Source organism: Cytobacillus oceanisediminis (assembly GCF_004366035.1).
GTDB classification, from domain to species: domain Bacteria; phylum Bacillota; class Bacilli; order Bacillales; family Cytobacillaceae; genus Cytobacillus; species Cytobacillus oceanisediminis_C.
Map to the genome: position 1 here is coordinate 1 of NZ_SOEE01000032.1, position 14,422 is coordinate 14,422.

The following is a 14,422-nucleotide window of genomic DNA, read 5'->3' on the forward strand; positions in this document are numbered from 1 at the left end:
AAATCCTCCGCCCTATTCATTAAAACTATTGAAACACAAAAAACCCCAGAAAGGGGCACTTTTTTATCAGTGTCCACTATCTGGGGTATAGTTCATGTTTATGTGGTCTTTTATTTAAATCTTATTAATGATATCTGAGTCCTTCCAAGAATGAGCAGCATTATTCTTGCGTAGCATTTTTCTTTGTAAGTAAATCTGAGTAGTCTTGATATCAGAATGACCAAGACTTTCTTTTATGGTCAATAAATCCGCACCCTGATCAGCACTAATAAGAGCAAAACCATGTCTGAAGCTATGAGGCGTTATAGGATTCTTCCGCATTTTAATAAAGTCCAAATCAGCTTTGTTTATTTTTGTGATTAAATAATTCGACAGATATTTATATCCATAGGCCTTTCCCTTAGAAGTAGTAAACAAAGGAGAGCTATCGGAAGGATCGAGTTTAAAATCTAGCCTTCTTCTTTTACGAAATCCCTCTATGGCCTTTAAAACGTTTGGATGAATTAATACCTGCCGCTCCTTTTGTCCCTTTCCCATAACTGTAAGCCAGTATTCTCCATCTAAGTAAGCAAGATCGTTAACTTTTGCATTACAGAGCTCCTGTATACGGAGCCCAGTTGTGGCCAATACTGATATCAATCCGTAAAGGATGGGATGAGTTCTGAAGTAATTGACCAAGCTAATTACCTCCACAGAACTCATCTCTTTATTTGGTCTATCAAAGGATCGAACATTGCTGCTTAACATTTTTTGATGAAGCGGCACCTTAATGTATTGATTTTCGTACAGGAACTTTAAGAACCCTCTAATTACCACTGTTTTTCGGCTTAAGGTAGCTACAGAATATTGCTTACCAGCTTTCCCAAGCGGAGCTTCCTTCAACCACTCCTGGTATTTCCTCATATTCCGTGATGTTAGAGTCTTCAACAACCGATACTCTTGCACATCTCTAATTTCGACTTCTACCAATTCTGCTTGTTCCAGCAGCTGCTGATAGAACAAAAGAAGATCCCTTAGATATTCCCGCTTTGTATTTTCTGTTCGGTTTTTCTTCTCATTTAAATCCCTTTTTTGGTGCGCGTAATAATAAATCATTTCGATATCGTTAAAGAGTGAAAAGTTTGCTTCACCGTCTTTATCTATAATATCACTTAATTTCTTATGTAAGGAATCATCTAAAAGGTAAGTAACCAAAGAAGAAATTGTTTGAGCTTTATTTATTAAATCAAGATTCAATGTCTTATTAGTATGTTTCGTAAGAACTAATTTATTTGGTTTCATATTATTTTTAACCTCCTTTTAGATGTAATAAATTTATTACTAAATTTATAAGAAATAATTAACTTTATTTAAATTCTATTATAAATAAATTTTTATTTAATGAAACATTAATTTATTTTACTACATTTATTATAGTGTAGATTAAAAGAAAAATGAGTTATTTGTCTATATTAAATGTAATTATATTATTTTCATTTTACTAATAAACTTAATATTGATTTAATAAATAACTAGATTATATATGTTTAGTCTGATATATTCGTTTCAAGGAAAGGTTTTCCATTAACCAAGGCTAAGGTTTTTATTGGAGCTTCCCTAACACACTAAAAAATTTTAAGAAGGGCTGATTAGAATGAGAAAAACATTAACATTCCATCTTCCAGCAATTTTGGTTGAAATTAATGGAAGTGAAGTAATACATCAGAGGACTTTCGGATAGTAAAGGAAGGACACTTATGAAAGAAGTTTTTGAATACACTGATAAACGGGTGCGAGAGGGGAAAGTTAATATAAAAATAACAACTTACTACCTTTCAGAAATTAAAGCAGGTCTCAGAATAGAGGTACGGAGGCTTTCAACAAAAAGGAAATCAACCGCAGAGATTGAATTAGTTTGGGGAGACGATAACATAATTTTAAAAAAGTCCCTAAATAAAGCATTTCTCGAAAATCCCAAAAACAAGGAAGTAAACGCATACATTGAGGAATTTATTAAGGAGAGCAAGAAGAAAGGCTTGCTAAAAAACGCGGATATATAATGCTTAAAGGCAAGTATATGGGCAGTGATAAGTTGTGTTCCTTAAATAAAGAATATACATACGTTTTATTTCCTAATGGACTAAATCATTATTAAGTATCCAGATTTAATAACCCCAATGCACATTTTGGATGTTTCGACTGTGCTTGGTTTCATATCATTGAAGAAGAGGACTACGCTTCCGAGCCCCTACGCACGAATATAGATCTTGAACAGGGTAAGATTTATAAAGCTAAATTGTTTTGGAGAAGAGCAGGGTATAGTAATATCCTGCTTTCTCACTATTATCTATTGCCTCAGAATTCACATGCTTATTTCTATGAAGATATTGAACTAACTAAATGTAAGGGATGCTTTCCGCTGTATTGGTTCAAGGAGTTCAAAGAAGTTACTTATATAATAGAAGAAACAAGGTAAAATCATTCTCTTTTTACCTTTTCAATAGCTACCGAGGTAAGTTCAGAAAATTTCATTTGAGCAGCTCACACTTTTCTAAAGGCAGGTGGGAAACCTTTGAATATCGTATTTACTTGTCAATTTTGTAATTCTATTGTGGACGATGGAGGGTATATTACAGTAATTGGATCTCGATATTGGATTGGCATCGTATGTGGATGTGATAATAAAGATATTAAAGAGTTAGAAACCTATATAAGAAATAAAACATCTTTAAAAGTGATTAGGAAATAATATCCACTTAAACTTATATAAAAAATTGTATTATAGTATGATTATCTTAGATAGAACGAATTGAATTGATAACCAGCAACATTGCTGGTTTTTTTTTAGACACATTAAAAAGTAAGGTGAAATTCATGGATAAAGAAAGAGAAATGATAACAACAAATGAAGCTTCAGAGATACTTAAGGTTAAGCCATCAACTATTCATAAATATGTAAAGCAAGGGGAATTAAAGCCGGTTTATGAAGACAACTGGCACATTGATAACACTAAATTATTCTACAAAGAAGATGTTGAGGAATTAAAAAAGAAAAAGGGAAAGCCGGGAATTACTACTGGAGAAGCTAGCAAATTACTTGGCCTTCATACAGCAACTATTTTTCAATACATTCAACAAGGATTACTTGCTGCCGAGAAAAAGTTATATAAAGGAAGAGAATTTTATTTCATTGCCCCAGAAGAACTTGAGCGATTTAAATCTTTTTATGAGGAACAGAAAAGGAATGAAGGGAAAGATTTTTACGATAAAAATAAAAACTATGCCTGGTACCAGGAGTTTCTTTCTCCGGAAGGTAAAGACAGTAATTTTCTTTTACTAAACGAAGAGTTGCAGCCTTATCTTCAAAGCCAAAATGGAGAGCAAATCCCGTACGAAGAAATAGAAAATGCAGGTTATAAACCGGTTAAAAAGATTTCGGATATAGGGTATAAAACACAGAAAGGCTTTGCTAAATTCGAATTTACAGAATCCAAAGAATTCTATAGAACAATGGGGCTCTTTTACTCTAAACTAGGTCCAAAAAACTTAAAGGTTTTTTTAGAAAAAGATAACAAGATCACAGTTGAAGTAAAACCCATTTTAATTAAAGAGTATATACCAGGTAACATATTTTCTTTACTTGAAAAATCTATAGTTGAAGGAGATATTTCAAAGAGATTAGAAGGTGTGTATATTGACAGTGACTTGGAAGTACTAGCAATCGCTATCCCTTCTAAACTAAAGAAAAAAATTAAGGAAGATTCTGCTGAATCAAAAAAAACAATAGAGGAGTTAGTAGTCTCAATTTTAAAAAATAAATATGAAATGTGAATTTAACCTCGGAACATAATTTTACTATAAAGGAATTTAACAAAGTTTGAAAAAATATAAGCCCTTGAAAATTTCAAGGGCATTAATTTACAAATCAAAAAACTTGGACCAATTACTTCGATGAGGCTTTAAAATCATTTCTTTGATAAGGTGCTTTCCCATAATGTCTTGAATAGGAACCAATAAATATTCATCATCACTATCATCATACAGGGTATTTGGATTAGAAGAACAAATACAGGTTTCTTTATCTAACATTTTGAGTATGTAAATCTCCTTGTTATTAAGCGTTGTTTTAAATTTAATGTGATGTTTGATAGCAAAGTTTTCTACCCATTTAATAATTATTGATAAGGAAAATAAAAGTAGAATAAAAATCCCTATAGTGTTGAAAAGAGCAGTTACCATAGCGGAATTTGTCAATTCTTGATTGCTACTCGTTCTAACAATCATGGCTAATGAAAAGAAGAAAACACCAAAAGAAATAATAGTAGAAAATACCAACATATTGAAATATTTAACCTTTAATTTTTGTTCATCGGTAAAAAATATTCTAGCTACCCCAGATTTTATACTCAATGCATTTAAAGAAATAATGATCGCAAAAATTGTAGAGAACGTTGCAATCCCGTAATTTATATACTGCATAAAATCCCCCCTATAAGAAATTAGTTCTTATACTATACGGAGATAAAGTAAAAATTGTTTCATCTTACAAGTAATTTCAAACTGCGTACACCCTGCAGCTTCCAGCATTATTGATTAAATCGAAGCAGTAATAAGGAATTACCATGGGATGAAGAAAGAAGTAGCTCGCCTTCAACAATATATATATGGCCGGCCTGCACCTAGGAAGAATTGATTGTTTCCAAAATCCCGAATATAAGTTGCGATGCAAAAGGGGAGCTTAGGAAAAAGTCAAATGGAACTAAGAAGCCTAGATATTAGAACGAGTATTGCATAAACAATAGGAGAGGTTGGAACATCGAGTATATGCAATTGAATAAGCAGCGGATCACTTGGAGGAAGAAAGGGCTCGAGTTATCGCCTTTCGGTGGCGTTTTTTTTATGTTTTAGAAACCTAAATATTATTTGAGGAGATTACAATGAAGTTTAAATTGGTAATAATTGCAGTCGTTATATTATTAATGGCACCAATATTTATAGCCAAGTTATTAGAAATAAACTTTTTTAGTTTTGCAAGGGGTGAAGTTGATACATGGATAATGTTTTGGGGGAGTTATCTAGGTGCAATTGTTGGTGCAAGTGTAGTGTATTTCGTTGCTCAATTGCAAATGAAAAAACAACATGAATTGCAAATAAAAGCTATTAAGATCGAAAATGAAAATTCTACCCGTAGAGAAATGCATCATTTCTATCTTACTAATAAGCTTGAAAAGATTGAAGAAATGCAGGAACATTTTAATAAATTATCTTCGTTAGTTCTTCAGTTAAATAATGATTTACTCATTTTTGCAATAGCATGTGAAGCAATAGAAAAGGATATTAAAAGTAAAAGAGAGAATTTTGATCCTAAAGATAAATGTCCATTGGGCATTTTCTCAGGTCGGTGTTAAATTAGGGGAGTTAACATCGGTCAGGACTGAAACACTGAAACACTTAGGTACTACCATTAAGGTAGAGGATATGCAGCCGGGTGATCTCGTATTCTTTGACACATACAAAAAGGATGGCCACGTGGGTATATATTTAGGCGATGGGAACTTTATAGGGGCTCAAAGTTCTACTGGGGTAGCGATTGCAAATATGAATGATGGCTACTGGAAAGAAAATTTTAATCATAGGGTAAAACGCATTGATTACGTCAAAAAATAATTTTGTATAAATAGTTGTTAGAAAGCGGGAGAGCATTTAAAAGCTTCACCTGTTTTTTAGTTGATAAATGAAGAGATGTCTCTGACGGGATTCGAACCCGCACTCCTTTCGTAAGCATAGGCTAGGGGAGAACACGCTTCCCTACGGACTTTCACCAGCTAGGAATTTCACCTATATAAAGCAAATACAAAAATCTTAATGATTTATATTATCATATAGGCAGTAATTAAAGGTTGGAAACGTCTATTTTTATGATGACTTAAATAAACCCATAGATTACTCAAGTTTATATCCTAAAATTATGCTTTACTCATTATTTATACTGCAATGTTTTTATATTGATGAGTGTTACTTGCGTTAATACCAGGTGAATTAACAAATAATTATTTTTTAAGAAAATTCGTCAAATGTTTGGTTGACGCCACCAAAAATTTAGTGCAATTGAGGTAGATATTAAAAAAGCTTGGTGTCCAATCATTATTGCATTTATTATTAGCTATTGCTAATTAGATAAAATAATGTAATACTGTTAATGTTTATTTTATTTTTATTATGCAATAAGTGGATAAATAAAGGATAGTTAAGGCTATTTGTCGAATATTTATATATAAGCGGAAAGGGGGATTCACAATGTCGGGGATTGCTAAGGCAATAGATGTTGCAAATTTCCTACTCTTTTTAAAAGAACATGATCCAAGAGGATTAGAAATTTCAAACTTAAAGCTGCAGAAGTTACTTTATTATTCACAAGGATACAACTTAGCTTTAAAAGGTAATCCATTATTTGATGAACCCATTGAAGCTTGGAAATACGGTCCAGTTGTTAGAGAAGTTTACCATAAATTTAAGATATATGGGGATTTAGATATTAAATGTACTGTTGATTGGCCGGAAATAACCTTAGAAGAAGAACAAATGAAAATAATCGGTCAAGTATGGAGTAGGTTAGGCGAAATAAGTGCTGGTACTTTAGTTGATATGACACACAGTGAAACACCTTGGTTAAACGCCTGGTATTTTAGTCAAGATAAAGAAATTTCAAGGGAATCAATATTAAAATATTTCAAGAAAAATTTACCGCAAGAGTTACTAGCATTAAGCAGGTGATAGCTTGAATCCGAATAGACATTACTATATCTTGGAGATATTTTTATTACGATGGGGGATATTATCCGCCCCCTTTTTTATTTTTGGCCTTTCATTATATATGTTCAATACTGATTCAGTTAATTTGTCATTAGACATTTATTTTTTTTATCCCAAAGACCTTATGATAAATTACGCTATAAGATTTTTAATATTTATGATTCCTGCAACCATAACTATTTTTACATTTGTTTATAAAGAGAAAAAAGAAGTTTCATATTCCAATATTAAAACTTCTAATATTATATATTGGTTTTTATGTACAATTTGTTTGGAAATTCTTGCTCTATTTTTTTCAATTACTACCGCTACCGAATTTCCTAGAATAGAAGATGCGCCACTGATCGGACAACCATACCACCACTATCAGATGTCGATTCTCTTCACAATGAGCGCGATTTTTGCGTTGTTTTTATACACTTACTTTTTGTTTGTCCATATGGATATTCATTATTCTATAAAAACTACGTTTAATAAAAATGTGAAATTGCATAAGAGATTGAAATATTATTTTAGAAATGAAAAAATAAAAAACCATAATATTAGTTATAATAATTTGTTTGAATCTTACAATTATATGTTAGAATCAAATTTTCAGCTTGTTATCTCTGCAATATCCAAAAAAAATCTATCGAATGTCCAAGATGATGTAAAAAAGCTTTTTGCGTTAACTAAGGATTTTTATCTGACGTTTATCGATATTTCCTCATTAGAAAATCTAATAAAACTTTTTAAAATTACAGATGACGATATCCTTCACTTAAGAGTGTTAAAAGCTTTAAAAGAGACCTTTTCAATAGAAGAAACAAATCAAGAGGAATTAAAAAAAAGTATCAATTATCAAGAAAAATTAATTGAAGTATATAAATCTATTCTTTATGGTTATAAATTGCTCATAAGAGAGGCATCTAAAAATCATATTTCCGAAATACAAAAATTAGCATATATCGAATTATCTTCATTAAACCCTATAAAAGTTTTCAAATTTAATATAAATAACTTAGATGACGAATCTTTTGTACTTGTTAATAATTACTACCAAAGTTTAGCAGAATGCTATCACGATGCACTTTTTGAAATGATTAAGGAGTTTTCAGATGAAAAATCAGTGGAATATTCTTATCTTCTAAATCAAATTACTAGTTCCACTGAATTCTTTGAAGCACTAAATTTGGCTGAGAGTGTTGATTCTGAACACCAAGAAATCTTTTATACATCGTTTGTTAACAAAGAAATATCGTTAATAGAGGCGTTATTAGTACGAGCAGTTGAAATAGATAATATTAGATTTTTGACGGAATCAACAAGATTACTACTTGATTTGTTTTATAGCCATGTAAAAAAACCAAGGGATATTCAAAAAGCTATTTCAAAAAAATTAAGAAAGGGAAATAGAATTTTTGACATGTATGTTTCTTTATCAAATAGTTCGAAAAAAAATTCTCAAGAACCTAATGGGAAATACCGTCAACTTATTGTATCAAGTATAATTAGAACAATATTACATGCGCTTTACAAGAGTATTGAGCTAAATAAGTACGGTTGTTCCGGTTATATAATTAAGGTAAGCGTGAGTCACATTACAATGAAAAATTATTTGCAAGAGATTAAGGATTTTATTCAAATTATCATTGAAAGAGAAAACTTAATTTTCAATTTGGATTATTATCATTATTCTTTTAATAGCTATTCTAAAATTCACTGTGTTCAAAAAATGGTCTTGCTGCTAGCTTTTCAATTCATTTATAGGTATGGAAATGTTCATAAAAATGACCTTCATGACCTGGTTAAAATTGTCTTTTTAGAAAATAAAAATGATCTTGGATATATGTTAGAAAAAATAGACGCAGCATCAAAATCATATGGAATGATATCTTTATCTGATGATAAAACTCAAAAATTAATAGAATCAATTATTCAACCTGCAGTTAAAGTCAATTAAACATTAAACTAAAGTTGCTCCCAAATTACTTTTGGGGGCTATTCTATTTGGAAGGGGAAATAGCAACTAATACAATTCGTATAATACTTATTTTGCGAATAGTTAAATAGACAATGAAACATATGTTTTGTATAATATAATGAAGAATTATATGAGATATAAATATTCAAAATCTATTTTTGGGGATTCTTATGGAAAATAACCTTATTTTACATATGACACACTTCAATAACTTAAAAAATATACTTCAATCAAAGGGATTAAACTTTTTTATAACGAAGAAAGCTACATAAATATTGCACATAGTAGTATTCAGGATCGAAGAGCTGCTTATCTCGTTCCAATAGAGCCTTATGGAAATCTCCATGATTACGTCCCTTTTTATTTTGCTCCCAGGTCACCAATGCTTTACAGTATAACAAAGGGTAATGTTGACGGCTATGCTGACGGCCAAAAACCCATTATTTATCTAGTTTCAAAACCTGTGATTATTAAAAAGAAATCTCTTCCCTTTTGTTTTACTGATGGTCATGGAATAATGGCTTTTACCGATTATTTCAATGATTTAAAGGATCTTGACAAAGTTGATTGGGATATTATGAAAGCCACTTACTGGATGGATACAGAACAGGATAATGACAGACGCCGGAGAAGAATGGCTGAATTTCTTGTTTATAATTTTGTTCCATTCGAATGTTTTATTGGCATAGGTGTTTATAATGATGACTACAAGGAAAAAGTTGAATTATTACTCAAAGAATTTTCATTAGATATTCCGGTAAAATTAAAATCAAATTGGTACTATTGAGGTGGTGAGAAAATAATGGTCTTACATTTTGTTAAAGGTAACTTACTAAGCGCAGATACTGAGGCTTTGGTAAATACGGTTAATACTGTAGGAGTCATGGGCAAAGGGATTGCTCTTCAATTCAAACAGGCTTTTCCCGACAACTTCAAAGAGTACAAAAAAGCTTGTAACAAAGGTATGGTTTCACCAGGGAAGATGTTTATTTATGAAAATCATTCCCTCAGTAACCCTAAGTATATAATTAATTTTCCCACTAAACGTCATTGGAAATCAATGTCGAAAATGCAGGATATTAAAGATGGGTTAAAAGCATTTAGAGAGGATCTAATTAATCTAAATATAAAATCTGTATCTTTACCACCTTTAGGCTGTGGGAATGGTGGATTAGAATGGAGCGAGGTTAAACCTCTAATTACTAGTTCTTTGGAGGATCTACATGACGTAGATATTTACATCTATGAACCAACTGGATCACCAGAGCCTGAAAAGATACCCATTCGGACCAATAAACCAAAAATGACTAAAGCCAGAGCTTTATTAATTCTCTTAATGGAACAATATACGGTTCCAGGTTATAAATTGTCGTTGTTAGAAATTCAAAAACTAGCCTACCTCTTGCAAGAGGTAGGCGAGCCATTAAAATTAAATTATGTAAAATACACTTATGGACCATATGCAGAAAACCTTAACCATGTCTTAATAAGATTAGATGGCCACTTTATTAGAGGTTATGGCGATAGGAATAGGCACTCTCAAATAAGCTTATCAGCTGATGCACCGACATTAGCAAGAAAGTTTATTGAGAATGATGAAGAATCAATTAAGAGGTTACAGAAAGTTAAAGAGTTAATTTCAGGCTTTGAAACGCCTTATGGGATGGAACTAATATCTTCTGTACACTGGGCAAATAAGCATGGGCACATTCCATTAAATCAGCCCTCAAAAATAGTTGAATTTGTCCAACAATGGAATGAAAGAAAAAAATTGATCTTCAAAGAATCACATATTTTAAAAACAATTAATCATCTTAAGTCTTCAATTTGAGTTCCTTTTTTATAAACTGTGGAAACATATTAACATGAGAGACATCAGTCCCCTCTTTCTTAATTTATAGGTAGAAGGGATTGGTGTTGTCTTGGTTATCGGCCATTATTAAGACATACAAAATATAAACAATGCTTTTTATAGAACAAAGTCATGAAAGTATTTAAGTGACTTTCACACACAACCATGAGGACGGAAACAATTCTCCATTGATTTGTTGAAAGAAGGAATTTAAGTGAAGGATGATATCATTTTAAACAAAATCAGCATCATAGAACGTTGTATTAAACGTATACACCAAGAATATAACGACAATCCAAGTAATTTGAATGATCGTACTAAACAAGACTCCGTGATTCTGAATCTTCAAAGGGCGTGCGAAGCGAGTATTAAATTGGCCAAACACGTTGTGTCTGTTAGTGGGTTAGGCCTCCCGCAAAAAGATGAGGATGCCTTTTCTTTATTAGAAGCTGGAGATGTGATCCCCCATTCGCTCTCGGAAAAAATGAAAGCCATAGTCCAATTTCGAGATAATATAATCCTAAATTATGAAGAAGTAAATTTAAAAGAAATAACAAAAATGCTTAAAAATTGTTTGGTAGACTTTTTTTTATTCACAAAAACCATTTTAATGCATTGATCAAGTTTAAAATAATATAATTATGTAAACTACTATTCGTAATAATTGTATTATACGAACATTTATTCCGTTATTTTACAACCATTGATCATACAGTTTTTTTCTTTCTTCATGATATAAACGAGCATACAGCTGTGTTTGGTTCGGGCCATTTTGTCCTATTCGAAATAATGGCATACCTTTCCGTGCTAAATAGGCAGCAAATGTAGGTTGAAATTTGGACATCTAGCAGGCTTCTCTGATGTTCTCCACACTATCGTGTAAATAGCACAATTTGCTCTTTTCTACGTTTCCCTTTTGGGATCGTTATCATGCGTTCAATTAATATCCCCTTTTTTCATGTCAACTATCTCTATAAGGCACACAGCCCTGGCATAATGTCATAATGAGTAAGTTGTTCCCTTTGAGAGTAGGTTGTACTCTAGAAACGCCAAAGGAATGTCTCAATTTTGAAGACATTCCTTTTTCTAACTATAAATATTTTGTTCCCATATTAAATAAAAGCACCCTATAGTTTAAGTGCAAGCCTTCACAATCTAAAGCTAATTATTCTTAATTAACATTTTAGTGCACAGACTAGCACTTCTCTCAAATAAAAATTACGTTAATATTGCGAAATCATTCCTTTCTCATTTTATTCTGAGAGGTGAGTAACTTGATTAAAATCCCCAATATTCCAGGTGTCTTGCGAAAAGTTAATATTACTTATACACGCATTTTTTAACCTTGTTTTACCGGAGCCAACTTTCCCATTTGATAACTGCGCCAATATAGCATTGATCACAGCTCCGTGAGCCACAAGTATAACTCTTCTACATTTGTAACTTTGAATGATATTCTCTAATCCAATCATAACCCGTTTATTTAAGGAATTTCTGTTCTCTTGGTTTGGGTAGTTTTTATCTGGAAATGCAGCAGCTCTTTCTTTTACTGTCATTCCTTCTGCATCACCATAGTCTCTCTCTAAAAAATCAGCCATTTCATAGATCGGTATATTAATTAAGCTGCTGATTATTTCTGCTGTTTGTTTCGCTCTCTGCAAAGGACTTGTAACTATTAAATCCCAATTAGCTGAAGCTAAAAACTTTCCGCATTCCCTCGCTTGATTAATTCCATTACTATTTAAAGGTATATCAGTTCTTCCTTGAAGTTTACCAAACATATTCCAATCCGTTTCACCGTGTCTTACCAAGCATATCTCGGTAATCATACTCACCTACTCTTCCCTGTTATTTTAATAAGCTGAAGTTAAGTTTAGATATAAAATAAAATAATATAGCCTACAAAAATAAGAACAAAAGCAATTCCAACAATCCATAGTTGAAAATAAATTGTCCATTGGAAAACGCTTCGATGACTTTTAATTTGATGTAGCTCTTTTGCTACATTTATATTTGTATAAACCAGTCCCAACGAAAATAACAAGGCAGAAAAGAACGGAAATAAAATAGGTGTAGCTAAAGGGAGAGTATTAATAAAGAAAAAAAGAGGAAAACCTAACCATAAAAACACAGTAAGGAGACTAACAACAAAAATTGCTATAAGCAAAAATAAATCCTTCTTCATAGCTTTTCTATATATTGAAAATACTTCATCCATAGAAACACTCCTTATTTTCCAATAAAATCCACCTAAATTATACCATATAAATTGGTTTCTATTATTTAAATAAACTACTCATTCTGCACAAAAAGAAAAGCTGCCTAAAATGACAACTCCACCCTTTTGACTTATTCAAGTTGGTTCCAAGTTAATGTTTCTACATTTTTTATATCAACGTCACCAATACTAAATAAATGTGGAATGAAAGGGAACAAACAAAATCTGTTACCTCTTTCATTTTGAGTTTCCCTTTTGGGATTGGTTATTATGCGTTCCGGTCAATTAATATCCTCTTTTTTCATGACAACTAACTCTATAAGGAACACAGCCCTGGCATAATATCATAATGAGTAAATTGTCCCTTTGAGAGTAGGTTGTACTCTAGAAACGCCAAAGGAATGTCTCAATTTTGAAGACATTCCTTATTAAATAAAAGCACCCTTTACTTTAATAAGATATTTACTCTTGATTTATATCTACAATAATTTCATCAAAAAATTCTCCATCAATATAAACCTGTAACTTCCATAAACCTGATGATGGAAATTTTACACTTGACCTGGCGTGTCCATTAATTTTCTTACCACGTGGAGTTAAAGTATTATCCTTAAAAGTAATAGGATTAATTTTTTCTTCCATCCCTTGTTTAAACGCTTTTACTTCCCATTGTTTCCCTGATATATCCTCATCGCCCCAAAAATGCCACATCCACTTTTGTCCATTTTCTGTAACGGTCTTTATACCGATTATACCAATACTACCTTCTTTCCCAAACATTTCGCCGTGTTCAGTTGAGAAAGTGGGGCTGTTGTCCTCCCATTTTTCTTCAGTAACTTCTTTCGTTCCTTCTGAACAACCTACTAACATTGTCATTAAAAACAAACCTAATACAATCTTTTTCATAATGACCTCCTATTGTTTTTTAGACGAATAACACACCATTTAGTTTCATAATATTCTAATTATTACAAATAAAAGATAGCTTTTCTTTTACTAAACTCCCTCAATAAAAGAAGCGTAAACACCCGATTACTCCTGATTTCTTAGATTTTCATAGCTATTTACCTGCTGGTAAATGGGTTTCAGTTGGAGGATAGTCACTGAAAAGGATATATTTGGACACACCGAGAAAAATGAGCTACAACCCTCTAACCAACCAATTACAGAAATTGGTGGAGTAGGAAGAATATGACCGCACTGGTAGATGTCCACATTTCTCATGGAGGTCAACCCTCCCATGCCTCACAGAGTCTTCGCTCTCAAATTCCTTCGTCCAACCTTTCCATGAGGTGGATGTCGGCCATGCTGCCCCACAAGGTCCATGCCCGTAATTTAGTTGCTTTGCCGACTAATCCATGCTTCAAATGTCTCCAAAACTATAAGCCAAGAACTATTTGTAATCTAAACGAAAACAGAATTAAGCGGCCAGTTCTGCCTTCTTTGATCCTGCCAAGTGAGGGATATCTTTTAACATCTTTTCTTCACTAAATTCAAATTGCGAAAATACGAATCAATTTATTACACAAGGCGATAAGGGACTGCATCTTCTTTAGCTGGTTGTCTGGCCGTTGGGTAAAGTAAGCATGCAGGGCCT

The 14,422-nt window shown here is 32.2% G+C and carries 13 protein-coding genes and 2 pseudogenes; 9 read left to right on the forward strand and 6 right to left on the reverse strand.

The features are described from left to right. Nucleotides 1-114: 114 nt before the first annotated feature. Entirely contained in the window at nucleotides 115-1,281 is a 1,167-nt protein-coding gene (locus DFO72_RS28470) for a tyrosine-type recombinase/integrase (protein ID WP_113885748.1), read from the reverse strand. A gap of 455 nt (nucleotides 1,282-1,736) precedes the next feature. Between DFO72_RS28470 and DFO72_RS28475 the strand changes: the two genes are divergently transcribed. Further along, nucleotides 1,737-2,039, forward strand: coding sequence for a hypothetical protein (locus DFO72_RS28475; RefSeq protein ID WP_113885749.1), 303 nt, complete (start codon nucleotides 1,737-1,739; stop codon nucleotides 2,037-2,039). Between the two features lie 814 nt (nucleotides 2,040-2,853). Further along, nucleotides 2,854-3,810, forward strand: coding sequence for a helix-turn-helix domain-containing protein (locus DFO72_RS28480; protein ID WP_113885750.1), 957 nt, complete (start codon nucleotides 2,854-2,856; stop codon nucleotides 3,808-3,810). A gap of 87 nt (nucleotides 3,811-3,897) precedes the next feature. On the opposite strand, the gene DFO72_RS28485 is transcribed toward DFO72_RS28480, so the two are convergent. Then, nucleotides 3,898-4,458 carry a hypothetical protein gene (locus DFO72_RS28485; RefSeq protein WP_113885751.1) on the reverse strand — a complete coding sequence of 187 codons (561 nt, stop codon included), beginning with the start codon at nucleotides 4,456-4,458 and terminating at the stop codon, nucleotides 3,898-3,900. 458 nt (nucleotides 4,459-4,916) lie between these two features. On the opposite strand from DFO72_RS28485, the gene DFO72_RS28490 reads away from it, so the two are divergent. The 7 genes and pseudogenes from DFO72_RS28490 to hepT all read left to right on the forward strand — a co-directional run bounded on the left by DFO72_RS28490 (nucleotide 4,917) and on the right by hepT (nucleotide 11,226). After that, a complete protein-coding gene (locus DFO72_RS28490) occupies nucleotides 4,917-5,387 on the forward strand; it encodes a hypothetical protein (protein WP_113885752.1) in 471 nt (156 codons plus the stop codon). After that, nucleotides 5,356-5,646: pseudogene (locus tag DFO72_RS28495) on the forward strand (C40 family peptidase); the annotation flags it as partial. The gene DFO72_RS28490 and the pseudogene DFO72_RS28495, both read left to right, overlap by 32 nt. A gap of 630 nt (nucleotides 5,647-6,276) precedes the next feature. Beyond that, on the forward strand, nucleotides 6,277-6,753 hold the full coding sequence (locus DFO72_RS28500) for a Panacea domain-containing protein (RefSeq protein ID WP_113885753.1): 477 nt from the start codon (nucleotides 6,277-6,279) through the stop codon (nucleotides 6,751-6,753). 4 nt (nucleotides 6,754-6,757) lie between these two features. Further along, entirely contained in the window at nucleotides 6,758-8,734 is a 1,977-nt protein-coding gene (locus tag DFO72_RS28505) for a hypothetical protein (RefSeq protein WP_113885754.1), read from the forward strand. A gap of 310 nt (nucleotides 8,735-9,044) precedes the next feature. Next, complete coding sequence (darT, locus tag DFO72_RS28510) at nucleotides 9,045-9,542, forward strand: type II toxin-antitoxin system toxin DNA ADP-ribosyl transferase DarT (RefSeq protein WP_432207050.1); 498 nt, start codon at nucleotides 9,045-9,047, stop codon at nucleotides 9,540-9,542. Between the two features lie 15 nt (nucleotides 9,543-9,557). Then, complete coding sequence (gene darG, locus DFO72_RS28515) at nucleotides 9,558-10,586, forward strand: type II toxin-antitoxin system antitoxin DNA ADP-ribosyl glycohydrolase DarG (RefSeq protein ID WP_113885755.1); 1,029 nt, start codon at nucleotides 9,558-9,560, stop codon at nucleotides 10,584-10,586. A 235-nt stretch (nucleotides 10,587-10,821) separates the two neighbouring features. Next, complete coding sequence (gene hepT / locus DFO72_RS28520; RefSeq protein WP_113885756.1) at nucleotides 10,822-11,226, forward strand: type VII toxin-antitoxin system HepT family RNase toxin; 405 nt, start codon at nucleotides 10,822-10,824, stop codon at nucleotides 11,224-11,226. A 634-nt stretch (nucleotides 11,227-11,860) separates the two neighbouring features. On the opposite strand, the gene DFO72_RS28525 is transcribed toward hepT, so the two are convergent. The 4 genes and pseudogenes from DFO72_RS28525 to DFO72_RS30845 form a co-directional block, all read right to left on the reverse strand. Then, nucleotides 11,861-12,433 (reverse strand): histidine phosphatase family protein, encoded by a 573-nt coding sequence (locus tag DFO72_RS28525; RefSeq protein WP_113885759.1) that lies wholly within the window; start codon nucleotides 12,431-12,433, stop codon nucleotides 11,861-11,863. A 47-nt stretch (nucleotides 12,434-12,480) separates the two neighbouring features. Next, the gene (locus DFO72_RS28530) at nucleotides 12,481-12,825 is read right to left on the reverse strand and encodes a hypothetical protein (RefSeq protein WP_113885757.1); all 345 of its coding nucleotides are present in this window, start codon (nucleotides 12,823-12,825) and stop codon (nucleotides 12,481-12,483) included. 462 nt (nucleotides 12,826-13,287) lie between these two features. Beyond that, nucleotides 13,288-13,731: a DUF4871 domain-containing protein gene (locus tag DFO72_RS28540; RefSeq protein ID WP_113885758.1), complete on the reverse strand. Its 444-nt coding sequence runs from the start codon at nucleotides 13,729-13,731 to the stop codon at nucleotides 13,288-13,290. A 514-nt stretch (nucleotides 13,732-14,245) separates the two neighbouring features. Further along, nucleotides 14,246-14,422: pseudogene (locus DFO72_RS30845) on the reverse strand (IS110 family transposase); the annotation flags it as partial.